Source organism: Pseudomonas sp. GT1P32 (assembly GCF_054897805.1).
In genome coordinates, this window is the sequence record NZ_CM142704.1 from 6,429,494 (window position 1) to 6,454,834 (window position 25,341).

23 protein-coding genes are annotated in these 25,341 nt (G+C 61.3%); 7 read left to right on the forward strand and 16 right to left on the reverse strand.

Annotation, left to right across the window (positions count from 1 at the left end):
- Positions 1 to 193 precede the first annotated feature (193 nt).
- Together ACYZUC_RS29340 and ACYZUC_RS29345 are read right to left on the reverse strand one after the other, a co-directional pair.
- Positions 194 to 733, reverse strand: a complete 540-nt coding sequence (locus ACYZUC_RS29340) for a PaaI family thioesterase (protein ID WP_461992119.1) — start codon at positions 731 to 733, stop codon at positions 194 to 196.
- A gap of 97 nt (positions 734 to 830) precedes the next feature.
- A complete protein-coding gene (locus ACYZUC_RS29345) occupies positions 831 to 1,739 on the reverse strand; it encodes a LysR substrate-binding domain-containing protein (RefSeq protein WP_461992121.1) in 909 nt (302 codons plus the stop codon).
- A 105-nt stretch (positions 1,740 to 1,844) separates the two neighbouring features.
- On the opposite strand from ACYZUC_RS29345, the gene ACYZUC_RS29350 reads away from it, so the two are divergent.
- From ACYZUC_RS29350 to ACYZUC_RS29365, 4 genes are all read left to right on the forward strand, one after another.
- Positions 1,845 to 2,711: a pirin family protein gene (locus ACYZUC_RS29350; RefSeq protein ID WP_461992123.1), complete on the forward strand. Its 867-nt coding sequence runs from the start codon at positions 1,845 to 1,847 to the stop codon at positions 2,709 to 2,711.
- A 92-nt stretch (positions 2,712 to 2,803) separates the two neighbouring features.
- Positions 2,804 to 3,487, forward strand: coding sequence for an isochorismatase family protein (locus tag ACYZUC_RS29355; protein WP_008032355.1), 684 nt, complete (start codon positions 2,804 to 2,806; stop codon positions 3,485 to 3,487).
- A gap of 57 nt (positions 3,488 to 3,544) precedes the next feature.
- Positions 3,545 to 4,171 carry an isochorismate family cysteine hydrolase YcaC gene (ycaC, locus tag ACYZUC_RS29360; RefSeq protein ID WP_150634089.1) on the forward strand — a complete coding sequence of 209 codons (627 nt, stop codon included), beginning with the start codon at positions 3,545 to 3,547 and terminating at the stop codon, positions 4,169 to 4,171.
- Between the two features lie 152 nt (positions 4,172 to 4,323).
- Positions 4,324 to 5,766: a mechanosensitive ion channel domain-containing protein gene (locus tag ACYZUC_RS29365; protein ID WP_461992125.1), complete on the forward strand. Its 1,443-nt coding sequence runs from the start codon at positions 4,324 to 4,326 to the stop codon at positions 5,764 to 5,766.
- A gap of 123 nt (positions 5,767 to 5,889) precedes the next feature.
- Here ACYZUC_RS29365 and ACYZUC_RS29370 read toward each other — a convergent pair whose 3' ends face one another.
- From ACYZUC_RS29370 to ACYZUC_RS29380, 3 genes are all read right to left on the reverse strand, one after another.
- A complete protein-coding gene (locus tag ACYZUC_RS29370; protein ID WP_461992127.1) occupies positions 5,890 to 8,319 on the reverse strand; it encodes a TonB-dependent siderophore receptor in 2,430 nt (809 codons plus the stop codon).
- Positions 8,320 to 8,419: 100 nt separating this feature from the next.
- Positions 8,420 to 9,379 carry a FecR domain-containing protein gene (locus tag ACYZUC_RS29375; protein WP_192228890.1) on the reverse strand — a complete coding sequence of 320 codons (960 nt, stop codon included), beginning with the start codon at positions 9,377 to 9,379 and terminating at the stop codon, positions 8,420 to 8,422.
- Positions 9,379 to 9,885, reverse strand: a complete 507-nt coding sequence (locus ACYZUC_RS29380) for a sigma-70 family RNA polymerase sigma factor (protein ID WP_008040017.1) — start codon at positions 9,883 to 9,885, stop codon at positions 9,379 to 9,381. The genes ACYZUC_RS29375 and ACYZUC_RS29380 overlap by 1 nt, the downstream gene beginning before the upstream one ends.
- Before the next feature lie 304 nt (positions 9,886 to 10,189).
- On the opposite strand from ACYZUC_RS29380, the gene ACYZUC_RS29385 reads away from it, so the two are divergent.
- Positions 10,190 to 10,630: a carboxymuconolactone decarboxylase family protein gene (locus tag ACYZUC_RS29385; RefSeq protein WP_461992130.1), complete on the forward strand. Its 441-nt coding sequence runs from the start codon at positions 10,190 to 10,192 to the stop codon at positions 10,628 to 10,630.
- A gap of 143 nt (positions 10,631 to 10,773) precedes the next feature.
- A complete protein-coding gene (locus ACYZUC_RS29390) occupies positions 10,774 to 10,983 on the forward strand; it encodes a hypothetical protein (protein ID WP_461992131.1) in 210 nt (69 codons plus the stop codon).
- Between the two features lie 10 nt (positions 10,984 to 10,993).
- Here the strand turns inward: ACYZUC_RS29390 and ACYZUC_RS29395 are convergent, their stop codons facing one another.
- From ACYZUC_RS29395 to paaA, 11 genes are all read right to left on the reverse strand, one after another.
- Entirely contained in the window at positions 10,994 to 12,586 is a 1,593-nt protein-coding gene (locus tag ACYZUC_RS29395; protein WP_461992133.1) for a DHA2 family efflux MFS transporter permease subunit, read from the reverse strand.
- A complete protein-coding gene (locus ACYZUC_RS29400; protein ID WP_461992135.1) occupies positions 12,583 to 13,704 on the reverse strand; it encodes an HlyD family secretion protein in 1,122 nt (373 codons plus the stop codon). Before ACYZUC_RS29400 ends, ACYZUC_RS29395 begins: the two co-directional genes overlap by 4 nt.
- A 975-nt stretch (positions 13,705 to 14,679) precedes the next feature.
- Positions 14,680 to 16,734, reverse strand: coding sequence for a phenylacetic acid degradation bifunctional protein PaaZ (paaZ, locus tag ACYZUC_RS29405; protein WP_461992137.1), 2,055 nt, complete (start codon positions 16,732 to 16,734; stop codon positions 14,680 to 14,682).
- Positions 16,735 to 16,792: 58 nt separating this feature from the next.
- A complete protein-coding gene (locus ACYZUC_RS29410; RefSeq protein WP_461992139.1) occupies positions 16,793 to 18,046 on the reverse strand; it encodes an OprD family porin in 1,254 nt (417 codons plus the stop codon).
- Between the two features lie 32 nt (positions 18,047 to 18,078).
- Positions 18,079 to 19,725 carry a cation acetate symporter gene (locus ACYZUC_RS29415; RefSeq protein WP_461992140.1) on the reverse strand — a complete coding sequence of 549 codons (1,647 nt, stop codon included), beginning with the start codon at positions 19,723 to 19,725 and terminating at the stop codon, positions 18,079 to 18,081.
- On the reverse strand, positions 19,722 to 20,030 hold the full coding sequence (locus ACYZUC_RS29420; RefSeq protein WP_461992141.1) for a DUF485 domain-containing protein: 309 nt from the start codon (positions 20,028 to 20,030) through the stop codon (positions 19,722 to 19,724). Before ACYZUC_RS29420 ends, ACYZUC_RS29415 begins: the two co-directional genes overlap by 4 nt.
- Before the next feature lie 290 nt (positions 20,031 to 20,320).
- Entirely contained in the window at positions 20,321 to 21,397 is a 1,077-nt protein-coding gene (gene paaE, locus ACYZUC_RS29425) for a 1,2-phenylacetyl-CoA epoxidase subunit PaaE (RefSeq protein ID WP_461992142.1), read from the reverse strand.
- Positions 21,398 to 21,430: 33 nt separating this feature from the next.
- Positions 21,431 to 21,964 carry a 1,2-phenylacetyl-CoA epoxidase subunit PaaD gene (gene paaD / locus ACYZUC_RS29430; RefSeq protein ID WP_008032381.1) on the reverse strand — a complete coding sequence of 178 codons (534 nt, stop codon included), beginning with the start codon at positions 21,962 to 21,964 and terminating at the stop codon, positions 21,431 to 21,433.
- Positions 21,951 to 22,712, reverse strand: a complete 762-nt coding sequence (gene paaC, locus ACYZUC_RS29435; protein ID WP_461992144.1) for a 1,2-phenylacetyl-CoA epoxidase subunit PaaC — start codon at positions 22,710 to 22,712, stop codon at positions 21,951 to 21,953. Before paaC ends, paaD begins: the two co-directional genes overlap by 14 nt.
- 8 nt (positions 22,713 to 22,720) lie before the next feature.
- A complete protein-coding gene (gene paaB, locus ACYZUC_RS29440; protein ID WP_007943393.1) occupies positions 22,721 to 23,002 on the reverse strand; it encodes a 1,2-phenylacetyl-CoA epoxidase subunit PaaB in 282 nt (93 codons plus the stop codon).
- 28 nt (positions 23,003 to 23,030) lie between these two features.
- Complete coding sequence (gene paaA, locus ACYZUC_RS29445) at positions 23,031 to 24,020, reverse strand: 1,2-phenylacetyl-CoA epoxidase subunit PaaA (RefSeq protein ID WP_008032385.1); 990 nt, start codon at positions 24,018 to 24,020, stop codon at positions 23,031 to 23,033.
- Positions 24,021 to 24,240: 220 nt separating this feature from the next.
- On the opposite strand from paaA, the gene ACYZUC_RS29450 reads away from it, so the two are divergent.
- A complete protein-coding gene (locus ACYZUC_RS29450) occupies positions 24,241 to 24,777 on the forward strand; it encodes a hypothetical protein (protein WP_461992147.1) in 537 nt (178 codons plus the stop codon).
- The last annotated feature ends 564 nt before the right edge of the window (positions 24,778 to 25,341 follow it).

The window sequence follows — 25,341 nt, forward strand, 5'->3', positions numbered from 1 at the left end:
AGAAAAACCGCTGGATGGGCAAAGCAATGTTTACCGCAAGTCATGAATGGTGGGATGTCTGCGAAATTGATGGTGTCCGGTCTGGCCCCTTCGCGGGCAAGTCGGATCGCCGCACCGCTCGCTCCTACAGGGGCGTGTGATGTTCTTGTAGGAGCGAGGCTTGCCCGCGAAGGCCGCGCCTCGGTTTCGGATCTTACCCCCGAGCCTCAAGAATCATGCAGGTGGTCGACCCCGTCGCATACAACCGCCCATCCACATCATAAATCCGCCCCTCGGCCAGCGCCGTCGAACGTCCCAGGTGCACAATCTTGCCCTCGGCACGCACCGGTCCGCTGGCGCCGGTCAACGCGCGGACATAGCTGATGCGCAGATCCAGCGTCGTATACCCCTGGCCCTTTTTCAGCTGCGTATGAATCGCGCAGCCCATGCATGAATCCAGCAAGGTCGCCGCATAGCCACCATGCACGCTGCCCAGCGGGTTGTAGTGCCGTGAATCCGGCGAGCCCTGGAAGATGAACAGCCCGGCCGACCATTCGATAGGGATGAAATCCATCAACGTGCCAATCGGCGGCGAGGGCAGTTCACCGTTGCCGATGCCCTCGAAGAACTCGGCCGGCGACAGCGCGCTGACTTCGGCCAGCGACAGGCTGCCGGGCCCGGCCAGACGTGCGCGGATGGCGTCTTCCTGAGCAATCCATTGGGCGAGGGTGGCTTCTCGGTTGGGGCTTTGCATGTTCAGTGTCCTCGGACGGGCGCAGATATTATGGTTGTAATCTTCGCTAATATTATGTCCGAAATAAAAACTCCGCCAGCCCCGCGTGTCGCGTTTCTCAAGCAATATCGGAGTAGCTGAATTCCTCACCGAGAAAGTCGATCAACGTCCGCACCGACGGCAGCAACCCTCGACGAGAAGGGAAGATCGCATGGACGATCCCGCACTTGGGCGCCCAGCCCGGCACCAGTTCGACGAGGCGTCCGGCGGCAATGTCATCGCGCACCACCACGCTGGGCAGGTGCGCGACGCCAATCCCCGCGAGCACCGCGTGACGCAAGGCCAGCAAGTCATCGGTGACCATGCGCGGTGCGTGTCGAATCAGCGCGCTGGCGCCGTTTGCACCGAACAATTCCCACTGATATTCACGCTGCGCCGCGCCCCAATGCACGCTGGGCAAACCGCTGAGGTCGGCCGGGGAGGCGGGCGTCGACAAGCGCTCGGCGAAGGCCGGACTGCCCACCAGACTTTGGGTACTGTTGCCCAGCACCTTCATCACCATGTCGGTGTTTTCCAGCGGCGGAAAGCGTACGCGCAGGGCGATGTCGTAACCCTCGTGGATCAGGTCGACCCGGCGGTTGGTGCTCTCGATGAACAACTCCACCAACGGGTATTTGAGCATGTAGCGGGTCAGCATCGGCCCGACCCAGGAGTTGAGCAGCGCGGTCGGGCAACTGATGCGCACCAGGCCTTGCGGTTCGGAGCGGTTGCGTTCGATCAGTTCGGCGGCGCTTTCCGCTTCCACGCGCATGGCCAGGCAGCGCTGGTAATAGGCCTGGCCAATTTCGGTCAGCGAACAATGCCGGCTGGTGCGGTGCAGCAGACGCACACCGAGGCGTTCTTCGAGCTCGGCGATGCGTCGGCTGAGCTTCGATTTCGGCATGTCCAGCGCCCGTCCGGCTGCAGCGAAACCCTGATGTTCCACCACTTGGGTGAAGTAGTAGAGGGTGTTGAGGTCTTCCACCATCGTTCTCCATATAGAACGCTAAGGCTGATTTTTGCAGTCTAGCGCACCAAAGGGTTCGGTTTTAAGCTTTGTCCATCGCGTCAAACCACAAATTTCGGAGGCAGCATGAAAAACATCATCGGCATCTACACCAGCCCACGGACCCATTGGGTCGGCGACGGTTTTCCGGTTCGTACGCTGTTTTCCTACGACAACCTGGGCAAACACATCAGCCCGTTTTTGCTGCTGGATCACGCCGGCCCTGCTGAATTCACCCCGACCACCGAGCGTCGTGGCGTTGGTCAGCATCCGCACCGCGGTTTCGAAACCGTGACTATCGTTTATAAGGGCGAACTGGAGCACCGCGACTCCACCGGCAGCGGCGGCAAGATCGGCCCGGGCGATGTGCAATGGATGACCGCCGCCTCGGGGATTCTCCACGAAGAATTCCACTCCGAAGGCTTCGCCAAAACCGGCGGCACCCTGGAAATGGTCCAGCTGTGGGTCAACCTGCCGGCCAAAGACAAAATGGCCGACGCCGGGTACCAGACGATTCTCGACGGTGACATTCCGAGCATCCCGCTCAAGGATGAGGCCGGCAGCCTGCGCCTGATCGCCGGCGAATTCGACGGCCACACCGGCCCGGCGCGGACATTCACCCCGGTCGATGTCTGGGACTTGCGCCTCAACGGCGGCAAGTTGCTGACCCTCGATCTGCATGAAGGTCGCAACACTGCACTGGTGGTGCTGCGTGGCACGGTTCAGGTCAACGGCCTGGAGATGGTGCGCGAAGGGCAGTTGGCGTTGTTCGAACGCAATGGCCATCAGATCAGTCTGGAAGCCAATAACGACGCCGTCGTGTTGCTGCTCAGCGGCGAGCCGATCGACGAACCGATTGTCGGCCACGGCCCGTTCGTGATGAACAGCGAGCAAGAGATTCACCAGGCCTTTGCTGACTTCCAGTCCGGTCGGTTCGGCCGGATGCACGGTTAACCCTACAGGTTCAACAACCCGCTCTACACAGGATGCGTAGGCCGGTTCCAGGGCCAGGGATGGCTGTTGCCTGAAATAAAGAGGAGACGCACATGAGTACCGTCAACGCGGCCAACTTCAATGGCCAAAAACCGACCATCGATCCCAACGACAGCGCGATGCTGTTGATCGACCACCAGAGCGGATTGTTCCAGATCGTCAAGGACATGGACGTACCGCAACTGCGCGCCAACGCCATTGCCCTGGCCAAAGCCGCGACACTGCTGAAGATGCCGGTGATCACCACCGCCTCCGTGCCGCAAGGACCGAACGGACCGTTGATTCCGGAAATCCACGAAGCCGCGCCGCATGCTCAGTACGTGGCGCGCAAAGGTGAAATCAACGCCTGGGACAATGCCGAGTTTCACGCGGCAGTCAAAGCCACCGGCAAGAAGACCCTGGTGATCGCCGGCACCCTGACCAGCGTATGCCTGGCGTTCCCGTCCATTGCGGCGGTGCATGAAGGCTACAAAGTGTTTGCCGTGGTCGATGCTTCCGGCAACCACTCGAAACTGGCCACTGATCTGACGATTGCCCGTTTGGCACAAGCCGGGGTGGTGCCGATCGACATCATGGCTACGCTCTCTGAGCTGCAAGGCTCGTGGAACCGTCCGGACGCCGAGCAGTGGGCGGCTGTCTACGCCCAGGCCATGCCGCATTATCAATTGCTGATCGAGAGTTACCTCAAGGCCCAGCAAGTGGCGAACGAACACGAAGTGCTGGATTCCCAGCGCTAACCGGGTACCCCCACGCCGATTTCCACTCGGCATCGATAACACGCGAGGACTACTGCAATGACTACTTCTTACAAACGTCTCGACAAGGATAACGCCGCCGTTCTGTTGGTGGATCATCAGGCGGGCCTGCTGTCTCTGGTGCGGGACATCGAACCGGACCGTTTCAAGAACAATGTGCTGGCCCTGGCCGACCTGGCCAAGTACTTCAAATTGCCGACCATCCTCACCACCAGTTTTGAAACCGGCCCCAACGGCCCGTTGGTGCCCGAGCTCAAAGCGCTGTTTCCGGATGCGCCGTACATCGCCCGTCCTGGTCAGATCAATGCCTGGGACAACGAAGACTTCGTCAAGGCGATCAAGGCCACCGGCAAGAAGCAACTGATCATCGCCGGTGTGGTGACCGAGGTCTGCGTGGCTTTCCCGGCGTTGTCGGCACTGGCGGAAGGTTTTGAAGTGTTTGTGGTGACGGACGCTTCCGGCACGTTCAACGAGCTGACCCGCCAATCGGCCTGGGACCGCATGTCGTCCTCCGGCGCGCAATTGATGACCTGGTTTGGCCTGGCCTGCGAGCTGCATCGCGACTGGCGCAACGATGTGGAAGGCCTGGCGACCCTGTTCTCCAACCACATCCCGGACTACCGCAACCTGATGACCAGCTACAACACGCTGACCAATAGCAAATAACATCACACGTTCTCTGTAGGAGCCGGCTTGCCGGCGATGGCGATCTTGAAACCGCCATCGCCGGCAAGCCGGCTCCTACAGTGTTTTGTGTTGTTCTCAAGCCTGCGTTTGCTCCTACACTGTGCCAATCCGTACATGGCTGGAGTTGCTTGATGCTGTCACTGCTTACCAATCATCCGCTGGTCTGTGCCCTGATCCTGATCATCATCGATCTGGGACTGTGGCGCTTGATCAGTGCCAGTGGCAGCAACTGGAAACTGTTGGTGCGGCTGCTGATTTTCACGTTGTTCAGCATCCTGTTGTTCAACGAAGGCCTGAACCCTCTGGAGCCCGCGCCCTGGGCGGACAACGTGCCGTTGCACCTGGCGGCGACCGGTTTGCAGATTGGCTGGTGGCTGTTCGGCGCGCGCACCCTGACGGTGTTGATCGGCGCAGGGATGATGCAACGGGTCGGGCACACCGGTCGTCTGCTCCAGGATTTGCTGGGCGCGGTGATTTTCCTGATCGCGGTCATCGCGGCCCTGGCGTACGTGCTCGACCTGCCGGTCAAAGGCGTGCTGGCGACGTCCGGCGCGTTGGCGATCATCGTCGGCCTGGCGTTGCAAAGCACCCTCAGCGACGTGTTCTCTGGGATCGTCCTCAACACCACCAAACCCTATCAACTGGATGACTGGATCTCCATCGACGGCACCGAAGGTCGGGTCATCGACATCGATTGGCGCGCCACGCGCCTGCAAACGTCCCAGGGCAGCATGGCGGTGATCCCCAACTCGCTGGCGGCCAAGGCCAAGATCATCAACTTCAGCCGGCCGAGCGACATTTTCGGCGTTTCGATCAGCTTGCAGTTGAGCCCGCACGCACGTCCGCAAACGGTGATCGATGCGCTGGAACGGGCGATGGAGGGGTGCCGATACCTGCTGGCCAAGCCGGCACCGTGTGTCGCGCTCAAAGGTTCGAGCGCCACCGGCGTGGAATACGAAATCAGCGGCTTCGTGGTTTCGATGGACCAGAAACGCATGGTGCGCAATCTGCTGTTCGATCTGGCGTTCCGGCACTTGCAAGCGTCGGGCGTGAGCCTGTTGTCCAGCGTCGAATCGAATGCACCGGTGAACCTGTCGCGGCCACGGGCGTTGCTGGAAAGCTCGGCGATCTTCTCGACTTTGCGTCAGGAAGAGAAGGAAACCTTCAGCCAGCACATGACCCTGCAAAACTTCCGTGCCGGGGAAATGATCCTGCCGGCGGGGGAGGTCAGCGATCATCTGTTCATCATCGAATCCGGCGTGGTCTCGGTGGCGCTGAGCCGCGCCGGGGGCAAGTTCGAGTCCGGGCGCATGGGGCCGGGCGAGGTGATCGGCGAGGGCGGGATCTTGTCGGACACGGCGCTTCCGGCGGACTTCACCGCCAAGACCGCTTGCAGCCTGTACCGGATCGAAAAGGATTACCTCAAACCGTGTCTGGATGCGCGGCATGACATCGGCGAAGCGATGAAGGCGTTGCTGGATTTCCGTTTGCACAAGGCAAAGACGTTGACCCAGGAAACGCCGAAAGTGGTGGAGAAGAAGGGGTTTTTGCAGTGGTTACGCAGTCGGGCTTAGCGGTTGGTGTTGGATGGCCGCTTTGCGGTTCGCGGGCAAGCCTCGCTCCTACAGGGGATTGAGTCGTACCTGTAGGAGCGAGGCTTGCCCGCGAACCGCGAAGCGGCCATTCGCCACAAAAAATCAGAAATCCAGCGTCGCCGACACCTTCAACGTCCGCGGTGTCCCCTGCGTCAGGTACCCGCCATTCGCCGAGGCCCAATACGCCTTGTTCGCCACGTTCTCCAGATTGGCGCGCAAGGTGATTTCCTTATCGTCCATCTTGAAGGCATACCGCGACCCCACATCAAAGCGGTTCCACGCCGGAATGCTCTGGGTGTTGGAGGCGTTCAGGTATTGCCCGCCAGTGCGCAACATCCGCGCACTGAGCGCCGCGCCTTCAATTCCTGGCACGTCCCAATCCGCCCCGACGTTGAGTTGAAAACGCGGTACACCGACAGCGCGGTTGCCGTCGTTGACCCCATTGGTGCTGCCTTCGATTTCGGTCTTCATCAGCGTCGCGCCGCTCAGCAGGCGCAGGCCATCAAGCGGCTCGCCATAGACGTTCAACTCCACGCCTTTGTTTTGCTGCTCGCCATCGACCCGGAAGATCCCGTTCTGCGTGTAGCTCGACGGTTGTTCGATGCGGTACACGCCCAGGCTTGCGCCATAGGTGTCCATGTCCAGGCGCACACCGGCTTCGATTTGCTTGCTGCGCACCGGGGCGAAGGTTTCGTCGCGGTTGATCGCGCTGGTCGGCGGCGTCGGGCCCTTGGCCAGGCCTTCGATGCGGTTGGCGTAGAACGAAACGTGTTCCCACGGTTTGATCACCAGGCCATAGACCGGTGTCGTGATCGACTCTTCATAGCTTGAAGTGCGCGCGCCGGTGGTGGTGCTCCAGCCGTCGACGTTGAGCGTCTGGCGCCGTACGCCAAGGGTGAGCAAGACGCGATCATCAATGAAGCCCAGGGTGTCGGACACCGCCGCGCTGCGCAGGGTGTTCTTGCCAACGATGCGCGGATCGTGAATGTCGCTGCCGAAGGAAGTGGCCCGTGGACGCGGTTTATCGGTGACGTCATAGAGGTTGGTGCTGTAGCGTCCGGCGGTGGCAATGGTTTCGAATGCCGAGCGCTGCTGGCCCCAGATGCCCGCCAGACCGAGGTTGAGCTGATGGCTGATTGGCCCGGTGTTCAAGTGGCCATTGAGGCCGGCCATCAGGCTTTTGTTGTCCTCATCGTGAGGCGGGTAAAGCATGCCGCCCCGGGCGTTGCCGTTGAGGTCGGTGACGGTCAGCGACGAATACACGCCGTTTTCCCGGGTGTGTTTGGCACCGCCGGAGACATAGGCGGTCCAGTTGTCGCTGAGGTCATATTCGGCGCGGGCCATGCCGAAGGTGTCTTCCAGCTGCGAGTAGCTCCAGCTCTGCGCGTAACCGGCGTTGGCGTCCGGCACCTTGGGTACTTTCTGCAATGCCGAATCCACGTAGACCACCGAGCGGCCCTGGTTGATCACCTGTTTTTGGTAACCCAGGTCCGTCGACACGCGCAGACGATCGCCGCGATAGTCCAGGCCCACGCTGATCAGCGACGAGCGCTGGTCTTCATCGTCGACGGCGGTGTCGCCTTCGCGTTGCATCAGGTTGACCCGGGCGCCGAAGCGGTTGTCTTCGCCAAAGCGCTGGCCCAGGTCCAGATGCCCGCCGACCCGGCCATCGGCGCTGTAATCGAGGGTGACGCTGCGGGTCGGCACATCGCCGGCGCGCTTGGGTTGCAGGTTGACGCCACCGCCAATCCCGCTGCCGCTGGGCGTAACACCATTCACAAATGCATTCGGTCCCTTGAACAACTCGACCCGTTCCAGCGCTTCGGTGGCGATGATCTGTCGGGGCAGGATGCCGTAAAGACCGTTATAGGAAATGTCATCGGACAGCAGCGGCAAACCGCGGATCATGAACACTTGGGAGAAGTTGCCAAAGCCGGCGGACTGCCGCACCGAAGCGTCGTTGAGCAACACATCGCCCACGGTCTGCGCTTGCTGGTCGGCGATGGTTTTGGCGGTGTAACTGGTGACGCTGAAGGGCAGGTCTTTCAAGGCCTGGTTACCGAGCATGCCGATCTGCGCAACCTTGGCGACCTGACCGCCACCGTAGGTGTCCGCGTTGTCGTCGCGCAGGGCGCTGACGCTGGTGGCGCCCAGCTCCAGCGCACCGTTGGCGGCGACTCGCGGCGCCACGGTGTAACCGTTTCCGCCCGTGCTGATCAACTCGAAACCGCTGCCCTCAAGCAATTGCGCGAAGCCCGATTGCACGCTGTAGTTGCCTTGCAATCCCGGACTCTGGCGATTGCCCAGTTGCGCCGGATCGAACGACAACGGTACGCCGACCGCCACGGCGAATTGCGCCAGGGTATGGCTGAGCAATCCAGGCCCGATGTCGACGTTGCGGCTGGCACTTTCGCTGACGGTGTCAGCGGCATGGCTGTTGATCGGCAGCAACGCGATAAAGACCAGGGCAATGCTCAGGCTCAGGGCCTTGAGCGGAAAATCGGCGGGGCGGTGCAGCGGTGTTGAAGTCATTCGGCGTTCCTGTCGAGCGCGTGGAATTGAAGAGGTCTATCCACACACCGAACGAAACGCGGAAAGGTATCAGGGGATTGTGAAATAGTTTTCAGCGCACTCAGGCCCGCGGCTCGACCGACAGCCAGTAGCGGGTCAGGCTGCTGATTTTCAGCGGCAGCGTATCGCTGAGCAGACGCAGGCTGGCATCGGTGTCACGCAGGGAAAACGCCCCCGACACCCTCAACCCCGCGACATCCGCATGACAACGCAACACGCCGGGGCGATAGCGGCTCAATTCGCCGAGCAGTTCGTCCAGGCGCATATTGCTCGCCAGCAACATGCCCTTGTCCCAGGCCAGGGCGCTGGTGTCGAAAGGTTCGAGCGGGTCGAGGCGATTGAGCTTGAAGCTCTGGCGCTCACCGGCCTTGAGGGTCGTGCTCTGCTGGAGCAACTGCGGCGTGACCTCCACCAGCCCTTCGAGCACCGACACCTGGCTTCGCGAGCCAGTGATGCGCACGCAAAACCGCGTACCCAGTGCACGTGCGATGCCTTGCGGGGTTTCGACGATAAAGGGCCGGGCGCCGGGGTCCTTGGCGGTGCTGATCAACACTTCGCCATCCAGCAACACCACTCGGCGTTCGCGCGGGGTAAAGGCAATGTCCACCGCACTTTCGGTGTTGAGCAGCACCTGACTGCCATCGGGCAGTTGCAGGTTTTTCTGTTCGCCCACTGCCGTGCGCTGATCGGCGGTCCATTGTTGCCAGGACACGTGTTGCGAGGCGATGCCCAAGGGGCCGGCCATCAGCAGCAAGCCAATACGCGTGAGGGTCTGGCGGCGGCTCAGACCATCCTTGCGTGCCGCTCGCTGCAGGGTCTGGATGGCCAGGTTGGCCGGCACGCTGCGAAATTCTCCGAGCAGCGCTTCGGCCCGTTGCCAGGCCAGCGCATGCTCGGCACTGCGATTGCGCCATTGGGCAATGGCGTGATGGTCGGATGGCGTCGCGCTGCCTGAATGCAACTGCACCAGCCAGTCGGCGGCTTCGCCGAGAATGTGCGGGTTGATCATCGACGAATTCATCAGGCGACACTCAGGCAGGCAATGAACGCAGTGCGCATGTGCCGTTTGACGGTGATCAGCGACACATTCAGGCGTGCGGCGATCTGGTTGTAGGTCAGCCCTTCGATCTGTGACAGCAGAAAGGTTTCGCGAGTGATGGCCGGCAATTCGCGCAGCAGCGCTTCGATGCGCATCAGGGTTTCGAGAATCAGCAGGCGGGTTTCCGGTGACGGCACCTCGGCGGCTGGCAGGTGGGCAATGGTCTCCAGATAAGCGCGTTCGATGTCCTGTCGACGCCAGCGATCAATCACCAGACCCTTGGCGATGTGCGTCAGCAGTGCCCGGGGCTCGCTGCCCCAGGGCTTGACGACTTGCCGGGTCAACAAACGCAGGAACGTATCGTGGGCCAGGTCCGCCGCGTCGCAGCGATTGCCGAGTTTTCGCTGCAGCCATCCCTGAAGCCAACCGTGGTGTTCGCTGTAGAGGGTATGGATTTGCTGGTTCAAAGGCTGGTCGGCTGACGACATGGGGGACAGATACTCGTTTCGGGCGTCCTGGCCTGATTGCAATTAAGAATTGATCGCATTCTAGTGGCGAGGACCGAGTGCTGGCAATCAGCCCGACAGACTATTTTTTCGCTCTTTGTGGGAGCCGGCTTGCTGGCGATAGCATCACCTCGCTCATCAATTTGCTCCGAGTTGCCCGCATCGCCAGCAAGCCGGCTCCTACAAGGGGGGCGGTGGTCTCCTCGACTTCTGAGAAATTGGATATTCCAGCAGTCGGCCTGCGGGACTAACTTAGCTCCACCCCCACTTGCTCCTGGAGCCTGCCATGAAAGCCCGTATCGATTTCTATACCGCGTCCCCTGATGCCCTGAAAGCCATGATCGCCCTGGAAACCGCCGTTTCGAAGCTGCCGCTGGAAAAGACCCTGATCGAACTGGTCAAGCTGCGTGCATCGCAAATCAACGGCTGCGCCTTCTGCATCGACATGCACACCGCCGATGCGATCAAGGGCGGCGAAACCCCGCGTCGCCTGTTTGCCGTGACCGCCTGGCGCGAGGCGCCGCTCTTCACCGAGCGCGAACGAGCTGCGTTGCTCTGGACCGAGTCCCTGACTCAACTGAGCCTGACCCACGCACCGGACGAAGACTACGAAGTGGTCGCTGCGCAGTTCAGCCCCAAGGAAATGGTCGACCTGAGCGTGGCAATTTCCACCATCAACAGCTGGAACCGTCTGGCCGTAGGTTTCCGTAAAACGCCTCAAGCCTGAAGCCTTGGCTGAATACGCCGCGGTCGGTGGTTGTGCCTTGCGCATCAAGGACGTCAACCCCGCGGCGCAGCATCAGGGCTTGACCACAAACCTGTGCCGTCTGGGATACTAGGCGCTGATCAAGTCTCAAGAATGGAATGAAAATGGAGCTTTCTCAGCTTTCTCAATGGATTGAAGGACTCTCGATATTTGCCTGGTCCCTCACCGTGGGGGCGATCACATTTTTCGTCCTGTATGTGATTAAAAAAGTGTCTGGACGGCAACTTCCCGATTCAGTCAAAGGTTTCTTCATGGTCCCGTTCGTCATGACCATTGCCATCGCGTGCGCCAAACGTTGGCCTTTGGCGTTTTAACCGGTTTTGCTCAATGAGCATCCGCACTCGGCGCGGCCGGTGGTTGCACCTTGCGCATCAAGGGCACCATCGCCGTGGCGATGATGAAGCAGACCATGATCATCAGAAACGCATCGCCGTAGGTTTGCGTCTGCGCTTCGCGGTAGGTCAGCAGCCATAACTGGTGCAGGCTGGCGGTGACACCCGCGTCACCGCTTTGGCCGAGCGTGGCAAAGTTGTTGCCGACTTGTGACAACCATTGATTCAGGGCTTCGTTGGTGCTGTTGAGGTTCTCCGCCAATCGTGTGAAGTGCAGGTTGGTGCGGTCATTGAGGATGGTCGCGCAGGCCGCGATGCCAATGGCTCCGCCCAGGTTGCGCATCAGGTTGAACAGCCCGGAAGCGTGTTTGAGTCGCGCCGGCGCCAGACCGCCGAGGGTCAAGGTGACCGCCGGTGGCACCGCCAATTGCTGGGCAATCCCGCGCAGCGCTTGCGGCAGCATCAACTCCTTGCCTCCCCAGTCATGGGTGATCGGGCTGAAATCCCACATCGACAAAGCGAACAACCCGAGGCCGGTCATCATGATCCAGCGCAGATCGATGCGGTTGGCCAGAAAGGCATACAGCGGAATCGCCATGATCTGGAACACCCCGGTGGAGAAAACCGCCAGACCAATGTCCAGCGCGCCATAACCCCGCACCCGGCCGAGAAACAGCGGCGTCAGGTAAATCGTGGCAAACAGGCCGATCCCGGTGACAAACGAGAAGAAGCAGCCGAGGGCGAAGTTGCGGTCTTTGAGGGCGCGCAAATCGACGATCGGGTTGGCCACGTGCAAGGTCCGGCCGATGAACGCCAGGCCCGCCAGGCCGCTGATCCATGCGGTGGTCAGAATCGTGCGGTCACTGAACCAGTTCCAGCGCGGGCCTTCTTCGAGGGTGTATTCCAGGCAGCCGAGAAACAGCGCCAGAAACACCATGCTCAGGTAGTCGGCGCCCTTGAGCAGCGACAGTTCCGGCTGATCGATTTTCACCAGCATCGGCACCGCCACCGCGACGAAAATCCCTGGCACCAGGTTGATGTAGAACAGCCAGTGCCAGGAGGAAACGTCGGTAATGAAACCACCGATCACCGGCCCCAACGTCGGCGCCAATGACGCCACTGCACCGATGGTCGCGGCGGCGATCACCCGTTGTTTGCCGGTGAAGAAAAAGAACGCCGTGGTGAACACCAGCGGGATCATCGAGCCGCCAAGAAAGCCTTGCAGGGCGCGGAAGGCGATCATGCTCTGAATGTTCCAGGCCGCGCCGCAGAGCAGGCTGGCCAGGGTGAAACCCACTGCGGATGCGCAGAACAGCCAGCGGGTCGAGAACACGCGGGAGAGCCAGCCGGACAGCGGAATCACGATGATCTCGGCGATCAGGTAGCTGGTCTGCACCCACGCCGTTTCGTCAGTGCCCGCCGACAACCCACCGCCGATATCGCGCAACGAGGCCGAGACGATCTGGATATCCAGCAGGGCGATGAACATGCCGATGCACATAGTGGCGAAGGCGAACACCTTGGTCGCCGTCGCCATGCTGGCGGCGTTGAACGGCTGCGCGGGGACGGCGAGGGCGCGGCTCATGGTGCGCTGGCCACGGCAGGCGTTTCAGGCTCCTTGCGCGTATCGACTTCAGCGGTCACCGACAGGCCCGGACGCAGATGCCCGAGTACGCCGTCGGCAGGATCGAGCACGATCCGCACCGGCACTCGCTGCACGATTTTGGTGAAGTTGCCGGTGGCGTTTTCCGGTGGCAACACGCTGAACTGAGAACCACTGGCCGGCGCGAGGCTGTCGAGGTGACCGTGGAATACCTGCCCCGAGAGCACGTCGGCGTGAATGATCACCGGTTGGCCCGGTGTCATGTGCGCCAGTTGGTCTTCCTTGAAGTTGGCATCGACCCACAGCCCGCTGGCCGGCACCACCGACAACTGCTGCGAACCGGCCTGCGCATAGGCACCGACCCGCGCCCGGCGATTGCCGATCACGCCATCCATCGGCGCGCGCAACTCGGTGTAACCGACGTTCAATTGCGCCAGGTCTCGTTCGGCCCTGGATTGCATCAGCGCGGCACGTGCTTGCTGTTTCTGAGTGTCGATCACGTTCAATTGGCGTTGCGCGGCCAGCAATTCAGCCTGGGCTCGAGCGCTCAACGCCTGGGCGGTCTTGAAGGTGGCGTCGGCCCGTTGCGCACTTTCCACGGAGACGGCGTTGCTGCCCACCAGGCGTTTGTAGCGTGCATTGTCGTCCCGCGAGCGGGCCGTTTCAGCGCCGGTGGCATCGATTCCTGCGCGGGCCTGACCGATCACCGCGTGTTGCAGTTGTTCGGTGGCGTCGAGGTTGGCCAACAAGGCTTCTTGCGCGGCCACCGCGCCTTCGGCCTTGGCCAGGTTGGCGCGGTAGTCACGGGAGTCGAGGCGGATCAACACATCGCCGGCCTTCACTTTCTGGTTGTCGCTGACCAGCACTTCTTCGATGTAACCCGCGACTTTCGGCCCGATCACCGTCACGTCGCCGCCAATGTAGGCGTCGTCGGTTTCTTCGATGAAACGCCCGGCGGTCCACCAATGGGCGGCGTAAAGGCCTGCAAATACCAGGGCAGCAATGGCCAGCGTCAGCAGGATCAGGCGCTTGAGCAGGGGAGACTTGGGTGTGCTCACCGCAACGGCAACGTCGGGTTCAAGGCTGGGCATGCTGGTCATGGAGGATTACCTGTGGGAATCGGCGTTTAATTACGTGCGTAATATGACGCATGTAATATTTGGTCGCAATTAATTTCTGCTGCCGATCGTCAGGTGCTCATTTTCGCCAGTGGCCAGGGGTGATGCCGGTCATGTCCTTGAAGAAGGCAATAAACGCACTGTCACTGGCAAAACCCTTGTAGGAGCCGGCTTGCCGGCGATGAGGCCTTGGGATGTGCATCGATCATGCGGACGCCATCGCCAGCAAGCCGGCTCCTACAGTGGATCGGTGTGAACGTTGAATCTGGCGTTCACACAAAACCCTTGTAGGAGCCGGCTTGCTGGCGATGGGGCCTTGGGATGTGTATCGATCATGTGGCCGTCATCGCCAGCAAGCCAGCTCCTACAGTGGGTCGGTGTGGACATTGAGACTGGCGTTCACACAAAACCCTTGTAGGAGCCGGCTTGCTGGCGATGGGGCCTTTGGATTTGTATCGATCATGCGGACGCCATCGCCGGCAAGCCAGCTCCTACAGTGGGTCGGTGTGAACGTTGAGACGGGCGTTCACGCAAAGCCCTTGTAGGAGCCGGCTTGCCGGCGATGAGGCCTTGGGATGTGTATCGATCATGCGGACGCCATCGCCGGCAAGCCGGCTCCTACAGTGGGTCGGTGTGGACATTGAGACTGGCGTTCACACAAAACCCTTGTAGGAGCCGGCTTGCCGGCGATGAGGCCCTTGGATTTGCATCGATCATGCGGCCGTCATCGCCGGCAAGCCAGCTCCTACAGTGGGTCGGTGTGAACGCTGAAACTGGCGTTCACACAAAACCCTTGTAGGAGCCGGCTTGCTGGCGATGGGGCCTTGGGATGTGTATCGATCATGCGGATGTCATCGCCGGCAAGCCGGCTCCTACAGTGGATCGGTGTGAACGTTGAGACGGGCGTTCACGCAAAGCCCTTATAGGAGCCGGCAAGCCAGCTCCTACAAGACTGTGTTAATCCTCGCGTTTGACGACCAAGGTGAGGATGTCGTAACTGGCGACCAGTTCACCCAGCTGGTTGGTGACTTCCACGTCCCACGCCACCACGCCCTGCGGAATGCCCTGCGGGCTCTTTTTGCCCTGATCGATTTTGCGTTTGCAGGTCAGGCGCGCCTGGATGGTGTCGCCGATGCCCACCGGGTTGATGAAGCGCAACGTATCCAGGCCGTAGTTGGCCAGCACCGGGCCCGGTGCCGGGGAGACGAACAGACCGGCCGCCGCCGACAGCACGAAGTAACCATGGGCGATGCGTTTGCCGAATTGCGATTCCTTGGCGGCGATCTCGTCGAAGTGCATGTAGAAGTGATCGCCGGACAGGCAACCGAAGTTCACCAGATCGGCCTCGGTCACGGTGCGACGGTGGGTCAGCAGCGACTCGCCGATCTGCAGATCCTGGAAGAACCGGCGGAACGGATGCACGTCGGTCTCGATGACCTTGGCACCGCGCACGTATTCACCGGTGACGGCGGCGAGCATGGTCGGCGAGCCTTGCACGGCGGCGCGTTGCAGGTAGTGTTTCACCGCGCGCAGACCACCGAGCTCTTCACCGCCGCCGGCACGACCCGGCCCGCCATGCTTGAGTTGTGGCAGCGGCGAGCCGTGGCCGGTGGATTCGGCGGCGGATTCGCGGTCCAGCACCAGCAAGCGACCGTGCCAGGCCGCCGCGACGGGGATGGCTTTGGCGGCGATCTGCGGATCCTTGGTGATCAGACTCGCCACCAGGCTGCCTTTGCCGCGTGCGGCCAGGGCCAGTGCTTCGTCGAGGTCGTCGTAGGCCATCAGCGTGCTGACCGGGCCGAACGCTTCGATGTCGTGCGCGCCGCCGTCAGCGTGCGGGTCGCGGGCCTGCAACAGGGTCGGCGCGAAGAACGCCCCCTGGCTGACGTTTTCGCCACGCGGTTCAAAACCGTCGCGAGCGCCAAACAGCATGTCGCTGCTTTGCAGCAGGCTTTCCAGGCGCTCGGCGACGTCTTTTTGCTGATCGTGAGAGGCCAGTGCCCCCATGCGCACGCCTTCCACCGACGGGTCGCCGACCACGACTTTCTTCAGGCGGTCGCGCAAACGGGTCGCGACAGCATCGATGTGTTTGGCCGGCACAATCGCCCGGCGGATGGCGGTGCATTTCTGCCCGGCCTTGGTGGTCATTTCCCGTGCGACTTCCTTGATGAACAGCTCGAACTCTTCGTCGTCCGGGGTCACGTCCGGGGCGAGGATCGCGCAGTTCAGCGAGTCGGCTTCGGCGTTGAACGGCACCGAGTTGCGGATCAGGTTCGGATTGACCCGCAGCTTGGCTGCGGTGTCGGCGGAACCGGTGAACGTCACCACGTCCTGGCCTTGCAGACGGTCGAGCAAGTCACCGGTGCTGCCGATGATCAGTTGCAGGCTGCCCGCCGGCAGCAAGCCGGATTCGTCCATCAGCCGCACCACGGCTTCGGTCAGGTAGCTGGTGGCGCTGGCCGGTTTGACAATGCACGGCATGCCAGCGAGAAAGCTCGGCGCGAATTTTTCCAGCATGCCCCAGATCGGAAAGTTGAACGCATTGATGTGCACCGCCAGACCACCGCGCGGCACCAGAATGTGCGTGCCGGCGAAGGTGCCGAGCTTGCTCAGCTGCATCGCCGGGCCTTCGTGGACGATGTTGCCCGACGGCAGTTCCCGCGAACCGAGGCTGGCGTAGGTGAACAGCGTGCTGTTGCCGCCCTCGATATCGATCCAGCTGTCGGCGCGGGTGGCGCCGCTGTGGTGGGAGATCGCGTAGAGCTGCTCCTTGCGCTCGCTCAGGTACAAGGCCAATGCCTTGAGACGTTGCGCTCGTTGCTGGAAGTCCAGCGCCATCAAGCCGCTGATGCCTTGGCGACGACCGTGCTCGACGGCTTCGGCGAAGTCCGGGCGTTCCTCGTGGGTGCGTGCAATCTCGTGGCCGTCGATGGCGCTGCGCAGCACCTGGGCACCGTGTTGGCCGATCCAGCGACCGGCGATGAAACTTTGCAGGGTAGGGGCGTGAGACATCACGATTCCTCCAGGTTGTGAAAGGTGTTGGCGCGGCGGCAACCGCGCCCTTCAGGGATTACCAAAGCGCCACGGTGTAACCGACGATCAGCCGGTTTTCATCGAGGGCGGTGTTCAGGCCATTGCCGGAGCGGAAGGTCACGTTGCGCCAGCGCAGGCTGACGTCCTTGAACACGCCGCTCTGGATGACGTAACTGATGTCGGTGTCGCGCTCGCGCTCACGGCCGTTGTCGACGGTGCCGGCCTTGACGTGGCGACCGTCGGTGTAGCGGGTCATGAAGGTCAGGCCGGGAATGCCTTGCGCCGCGAAGTCGTAGTCGTAACGCAACTGCCAGGAGTCTTCGTCGGCGCGGGTGTAGGTGTTGAAGGTCACCAGGTTGACCACGTACGGATCGCCGCCGTTGAGGAACGGAAAGGCACTGTCGCCGGACAACTGCTGGTACGTGGCACTGACTTTATGGGCACCGTGGGACACGGTGAACATGCTGTTGAAGTTGCGGTTGTCGATCCGTCCGGCGCGCTCGGCGCCGTCGCCCCGGCTGTCGAAATAGCGCAAGTCGCTGCGCAGATTGAAACCGTTGCCCAGGGGCTGGGTATGCACCAACCCGACAAATTGCTGGCGATAAATCTGATCGAGCTTGCCGTAGTAGTAGCTCAGGTTCAGTTGCGGACTGAACGCGTAGCTGCCACCGGCAAAGTCGAAGTGATCACTGCTGGCAGCGCCGTAACCGATGTCATCGTTGCTGGAGGAATCCCGCAGGTTGGCCTTGGTCAGGCGCCCGGTATTCAGCGTCAGGCCACTGATTTCCTGGCTGGTCAGCAAGCCGCCTTCAAAGGTCGAACCGAGCAGGCGGGTGTCGTTGTAAGTCGCCACCGGCAGCAGGGGTTGCAGGGTGCCGAGCTTCAACACGCTTTTCGACACCCGCAGCTTGCCGGTCAACCCCAGCTCGCTGAACTCGTCCGCCGGTTCATGGCTTTTCGGACCGAAGGGCAGCAGCCCGGTGCCACGGCGATCCGGGCTGGAGTCGAGTTTCAATCCCAGCTCCCCCAACGCATCGAGACCGAAGCCTAAAGTGCCGTCGGTGAACCCGGACTCGATGCGCGCGGTGAAACCCTGCGCCCATTCTTCAGCCTTGGATTGCGCCGCGTTGTCCTGGCGGAAATCGCGATTGATGTAGTGATTGCGCATTTCAATGCGGGCCTTGCTGTCATCGATAAAGTCGGCCATGGCGCTGGGGGCGACCATGGGCAGGCTCAATGCGGCGGCCAGCGAAAACAGTGATTCGTAAGGTGCAGAACGTGCGGGCTTCATTGTTTTTATTCCCTGCCATCAGTCGGTCGTGATTAGTGCTTGCTGGCGCCGGAGGCACCGATGCCGGTCATCGAACGGATGAACTGCGCCAGGTAGCGGCCGCGCTCAAGGGCCGCTCGCGGCGAGGTGTCGGTGACCGAAAACAGCCAGGCACTGAAAAACGCGAGGCTCATGGAAAACAGCGCCGGGTTGGAGTACGGGAACAGCGCCTTGTCGTGATGCAACACGTTGACCCACACCGCCGGGCTCAGCACTAGCAGGACAATCGCCGAGACCAGCCCCGTCAGGCTGCCGGTGACCGCGCCGCGAGTGGTCAGGCCTTTCCAGTACATCGAAAGGAACAGCACCGGGAAATTCACCGACGCAGCGATGGCCAGCACCAGGCCGGAAAGGAACGCAATGTTCTGCGATTCGAACAGCAGGCCGAGGATGATCGCCAGCACGCCGATGCACAGCGTGGCAATGCGCGAGACGCGGATTTCCTGCTGCTCGGTGGCCTGTCCTTTGCGCATCACGCAGGCATACAGATCGTGGGACACCGCCGAGGCGCCGGACAACGCCAAACCTGCGACCACCGCCAGAATGGTGGCGAACGCGACTGCCGAGATGAAGCCGAGGAACAGGTTGCCGCCCACGGCTTGCGCCAGGTGCACGGCGATCATGTTGCCGCCGCCGATGATCGCGCCGTTGGCATCGCGGAACGCAGGATCGGTGCCGACCATGACGATGGCGCCGAAGCCGACGATGATCAGCAGCAAGTAGAAGTAGCCGATGAAACCGGTGGCGTAGAACACGCTTTTACGCGCTTCCTTGGCATCGCTGACGGTGAAGAAACGCATCAGGATATGCGGCAGGCCGGCGGTGCCGAACATCATGCCCAGCCCCAGCGAGATCGCATCGATCGGGTTCGACAGCAAGCCACCGGGCGCCATGATCGCGCTGCCCTTGGCGTGCACGGCCGTGGCGCCGGCGAACATCGCTTCGGTGCTGAAACCGAAATGCTTGAGCACCATGAACGCCATGAACGTGGTGCCGAATAGCAGCATCACCGCTTTGATGATCTGCACCCACGTGGTGGCGAGCATGCCGCCGAAGGTCACGTAGAACACCATCAACACACCGACCAGCATCACCGCGTAGAGGTAGTCGATGCCGAACAGCAACTCGATCAGCTTGCCGGCACCGACCATCTGCGCCACCAGGTACATCAACGCGACGGTCAGGGTGCCGAACGCCGAGGTCAGGCGCACCGGGGTTTGTTCCAGGCGATAAGAGACCACGTCGGCGAACGTGTATTTGCCGAGGTTGCGCAGGCGCTCAGCGATCAGGAACAGGATGATCGGCCAGCCCGCCAACACGCCCAGCGCGTAGAGCAAGCCGTCGTAGCCATTGAGAAACATCATCGCCGAGATGCCGAGGAAGGACGCCGCCGAGATCATGTCGCCGGCAATCGCCAGGCCGTTCTGGAAGCCGGTCATGCCACCGCCGGCGGTGTAGAAATCGCTGGCGGAGCGGGTGCGCAATGCGGCCCAACGCGTGACGCCGAGGGTGAACAGCACGAACACCAGGAACATGCCGATGGCGTTCCAGTTCAGTGGGCGGGACGCGCCGTCGGCGGCGACCGCGAAGTCGGTGACCGCTGCCAGCGGCAACAGGAACAACGCCAGGAGCCGGCTCATCGGGCGCACTCCTGTTTCAGCTTTTCGTTGAGCGGATCAATCACGTTGTTGGCGCGATAGACGTAGAAACCGGTCAGCGCGAAGGCCAACACCACGATCACCACACCTACCAGCATGCCCACCGAGGTCACGCCGCCGCTCAAGGACTGGCCGAGGGTGGCGGGAGAGAACGCCACCAGCAACACGAAGCCGAAATAGATCACCAGCATGATCAGCGACAGAGGCCAGTACAGGTTTTGTTTGCGACGAACCAGCTGGATGAAATCGGGGTGCTGGCGGATGAGTTCTACGTCTGTGGGTGTCATGGCACGCTCTCTGTTGTTTTTGTTGTGGGGTGAAACGTGGTGTTTCGGCGTAATGCCTGCTGGAACCGGTTTTCTGTAGGAGCCGGCTTGCTGGCGATGAGTCGCTTGAGATCACCGGTGAATATCAGACCGCCATCGCCAGCAAGCCGGCTCCTACAGAAACCGGATTCCGGCAGGCAGTACACGAAACCTGTAGGAGCTGGCTTGCCAGCGATGACGGTCTGAAGTTCGCGGTGATTTAACGGACCTCATCGCCGGCAAGCCGGCTCCTACAAGGGTTGTGGTGATCTTCAGAGTTGGTCGAAATCCAGGATGACTTTGTCGCTGACCGGATATGCCTGGCACGACAACACGTAACCGGCAGCCACTTCGTAGTCTTCCAGGGCGTGGTTGCTGTCCATTTCCACTTCGCCTTCGATGACCTTGCATTTGCACGTCGAACACACGCCGGCCTTGCACGAGTAAGGCAGCTCGGCGCCCTGGGCGTTGCCGGCATCGAGGATGCTCTGGCTGTTGCGCGGCAGGTCGAATGCCAGCGCTCGGCCGTCGCTGATAACGGTGATCTGGCTGACCGCCGCATCAACTTGCCGTGCAGCCTCACGAGCCTCGCGTTTCTGCTGGCTGCCAGCGGCGGCGAACAGTTCGAAATGGATGCGCTCCGATGCCATGCCCTTGGCCTTGAGGCTGTCGCACACGGTTTCGGTCATCTCCTGCGGGCCACAAATGAATGCGGCGTCGAGGGCTTTGACATCGAGCCAGCGGGAGAACAGTTGCTCGCATTTCTCGGCGTTGATCCGGCCGTTGTACAGGTCGACATCCTGCTGCTCGCGACTGAACACGAAGATCAGGTTCAGACGCTGCAAGTAGCGGTTTTTCAGATCTTCGAGCTGTTCACGGAACAGCGCGCCGGAACTTGAACGGTTGCCATACAGCAGCGTGACGCGGCTGTGCGGTTCGGTTTGCAGGGTGGTCTTGATGATCGACAGAATCGGCGTGATGCCGCTGCCCGCCGCCACGGCCAGGTAATTACCGTGGCGTTGTGGGTCGAGCTCGACGCAGAAGTGCCCGGCCGGCGGCATCACTTCCAGGCTGTGCCCGGCCTTGAGCTGCTCATTGGCGAATGCGGAGAAACGCCCGCCGGCCACACGCTTGATCGCGACGCGCAGTTCGCCGTCATTGACGCCGGTGCAGATCGAATACGAACGACGCACTTCTTCGCCATCCATCTGCGTGCGCATCACCAGGTGCTGGCCCTGGGTGAAGTGAAAACTGTCTTGCAGGTGCTGCGGAATATCGAAAGCGATGGACACCGCGTCACGGGTTTCGGCGCGCACGTCCTTGATGGTCAGGCTGTGAAATTTGCTCATTATTGTTCTCCAGCTGGGACGGCCGATCGCCGCTCAGATGCACTTGAAATAGTCGAACGGCTCGCGGCAATCGACGCAGCGGTACAGCGCCTTACACGCGGTGGAACCGAACTCGCTGAGCACTTCGGTGTGCGCACTGCCGCATTGCGGGCAGACGATCACCGGGCTTTCGCCGAGCAGGCTGCGTTTGCTGGTGCTGCCGTCGGGCGGCGCGATGCCGTAAGCGCGCAGGCGTTCGCGGCCGATGTCGGTGATCCAGTCGGTGGTCCACGCCGGGGTCAATTTGCGTTCCAGTTGCGGTGCCCTGAAGCCGGCAAGCTCCAGCGCATCGCGGATGTCGCTTTCAATCACCTCGGTGGCGGGGCAGCCGGAGTAGGTCGGCGTGACCACCACGTGCAAGTGGCCGGCTTGCCAGTCGAGATCGCGCACGATGCCGAGGTCGACCACGCTGACCACCGGCACTTCCGGGTCCATGACCTGCGCCAGGGTCGCCCACGCGGCGGCCAGGTCGGTCGGTTGGGCCGGCCGGGCGCCGAGGTCGCTGGCGATCAGCTCACCAGGTTGCATCGGGGTACGCTCGAGGCAGGAATTGCATCTCGGCCAACAGAATGCCGAGGTGTTCGGTGTGCAGACCCTTGCGCGCATTCAGGTAGAAATAGCTCGGCGCAGCAGGCACCGGCAGGGTGGCGCTGGCGAAAATCTCGTTGACTGTGGCTTGCCATGCGGCGGCGACGGTGGCGATGTCCGGGGTGATGCCGGCTTCGCACAGACGCTGTTCGCTGTCATCGGCGGCGATCAGTTCCACGGTAAAGCGCCAGACCTCAGGGATCGCGGCGAGCATGCGTTTGTGGCTTTCCTCTGTGCCGTCGCCCAGACGCTCGACCCACTCGCCGGAGCGGCGCAGGTGATAGGTGACTTCCTTTACGGCTTTGGCAGCGATCCCGGCGATGCGCTCATCGCTGGACTGGCTCAAACCTTTAAGCACTTCCAGGTGCCAAGCGTCATACAGGAACTGCTTGAGGATGGTCACCGCGTAATCGCCGTTGGGTTGTTCCACCAGCAGCAAGTTGCGGTAGGCGCGCTCGTCGCGACGGAACGCCAGGTGATCGGCATCGCGCTCGTCGCCCAGCAGTTCAGCGGCGTATTCCAGCCAGTTGCGCGCCTGGCCGACGAGGTCGAGGCCGACGTTCATCAGCGCCAGTTCTTCTTCCAGCGCCGGCGCCTTGCCGCACCATTGGCACAGGCGCTGGCCCTGGATCAGGGCGCTGTCGCCGAGGCGCAGCAGGTATTCGATCAGATCGGTGTTGTTATTCATGGTCGACCTCACATGTGCCCGACTTCGGCCGGCAGCTCGTAGAAGCTGGCATGGCGATAAACCTTGTCGTCCGACGGGTCGAACAGCGGGTCTTTTTCATCCGGCGACGAGGCGGTGATCAGCGCCGACGGCACGACCCACAGGCTCACGCCTTCGCTGCGACGGGTGTACAACTCACGCGCGTTCTCGATGGCCATGGTGGTATCGGCGGCATGCACGCTGCCGACGTGTTTGTGGTTGAGGCCGTGCTTGCTGCGCACGAAGACTTCGAAAAGGGTCCATTCGGACATGGCGGTGTCTCCAGATCAGGTGGCCGAATCAGGCGGCGTTCTTGTTTTGTTTTTTGCGGGCGTGGGCAACCGCGGCTTCGCGGACCCAGGCGCCGTCTTCAATGGCTTTGCGGCGGGTGGCGACGCGTTCCTGGTTGCACGGGCCGTTGCCCTTGAGCACCTCGTAGAACTCGCTCCACTGGATTTCACCGAAGTCGTAATGGCCGCGTTCGGCGTTCCACTTCAAGTCCGGATCGGGGCAGGTGCAACCGAGCAATTCGAGTTGCGGGATGGTCTGGTCGATGAAGCGCTGGCGCAGTTCGTCGTTGCTCTGGCGCTTGATTTTCCAGGCCATGGACTGGGCGCTGTTCGGCGAGTGCTCGTCGCTCGGGCCGAACATCATCAGGGACGGCCACCACAGGCGGTTGATCGCGTCCTGGACCATGTCTTTTTGCGCCTGATTGCCGTGGCGCATCATGGTCAGAAGGATTTCGTAGCCTTGGCGCTGGTGGAAACTTTCTTCCTTGCAGATGCGCACCATGGCCCGGGAGTAGGGGCCGTATGAGGTGCGCTGCAACACCACCTGATTGACGATCGCGGCGCCGTCCACCAGCCAGCCCACGGCGCCCATGTCGGCCCAGTTCAGGGTCGGGTAGTTGAAGATGCTCGAGTACTTGGCCTTGCCGCTGTGCAGCTTGGCGATTTCTTCGTCGCGGTCGGCGCCGAGGGTTTCCATGGCGCTGTACAGATACAGGCCGTGGCCGGCTTCGTCCTGAATCTTGGCCATCAATTGCAGTTTGCGTTTGAGCGATGGCGCGCGGGTGACCCAGTTGCCTTCGGGCAGCATGCCGACGATTTCCGAGTGGGCGTGCTGCGAGATCTGCCGGATCAGGGTCTGGCGATAGGCATCAGGCATCCAGTTTTTCGCTTCGATCTTGATTTCTGAATCGATTTTTTCCTGGAAGGCGCGTTCCTGTTCGGACATTTCCGACAGGTCCTTGATGCGCTTAACGCCGGTTTCTACGAGCTGTGCGTACATTGGGGGTCTCCCGCCTTGAATCTGATCGAGGGCATGGAGAACTTTATAAGCGATACAGAATTTAATATCAAACACAAAATATCGTGTCGTATGTTTTTTTGTATCGCTTTCGACGTACGGGGCAAGTCCGGTTTCTGGACAGCCTGATGGCGTCTTAGTAGCATCCGCCGCTTACCGGCTGGGCGACTCGTCGTTGGTGACGGAATTTCAAGGAGTGGGCATGCAGGATTTCACCTTCGGCAAGGTCAGGATTCATTTTCAAATCGAGCATGGGGTGGTGATCAGCAATACGCCGAGCCGTCGTGTGGTATGGATCAGAACGAAGGGAGGCGATGAGCTCCGTCTGGAATATGCTTTTGAAGATTTCCATTTACGCAAAGGTCATGAGGTTTACGTGATCTACGCCGGAAGTTCACACAAGGAAGACATGTACCCCGTGCTTCTGCGCAATCACAATCTTTCCCTCAGTTTCGACTTGGAATCGAGTGATTTTCTCTACCAGGAATTGATCCCGACTATGCGCGCCAACGGGTGGATTTTGGCGGTTCTGTTGATCCCGTGGCCTTTCATCTTTTTGCTGTCCGGCCAGTGGTGGGGAGGGATCGTGCTGCCGATGATCTATTTAATGACAGTGGGAACGCTCGACGACAAGCGCAAAGCACGACTGGTGCCTGAGCTGGATAACCACATCTACATGCTGGACAGGCGCGCCACTGCCAGACGCGTCGTCACAAGAGCGCTCTCGCGTAATCTCTGACTCGTTCGTTGTGGTTCACATGACCCTGTAGGAGCTGGCTTGTCGGGTCGCCGCATCGCAGCGATGGTCGTCAACGATAACGCGTGCTGTCTGAATGAACGCGCCGTCCAGACGCTTTTCGCCGGCAAGCCGGCTCCTACAGGGAATTCCATACGCTTTTGATTTCCACCACTCATCAGGCCGAGCGTTAGCTCGCCTTCAGCTTTTGATCTTGAGGTACACGCCCCCTCGAGAGGCCGAGCGCAGGTTCTGCGCAGTGGGCAACCCGGCATGGATGCCGGGTTAGCCGCCCCCGGCCATGGATGGCCGATGGCGGCGGGCCCACGGAGCAGGACCGGAGCGAGGGCATGCCGAGCCATGGCGAGGCACCGAACGAAAGGGGCAAGAGCGCTTGGTTACTTGGCGCTTCTCCAAGTGACTCGCCGTAAGGGCGAAACCAATAGCCGCCGTTACCGCAGGAATGGATATGTACACCCTCATACAGCCATCGCCAGCAAGCCGGCTCCTACAAGGACCGTGTACATCCGCGAGAATCGGGTTGCCTGTAAAGCCTTCGCGAGCAGG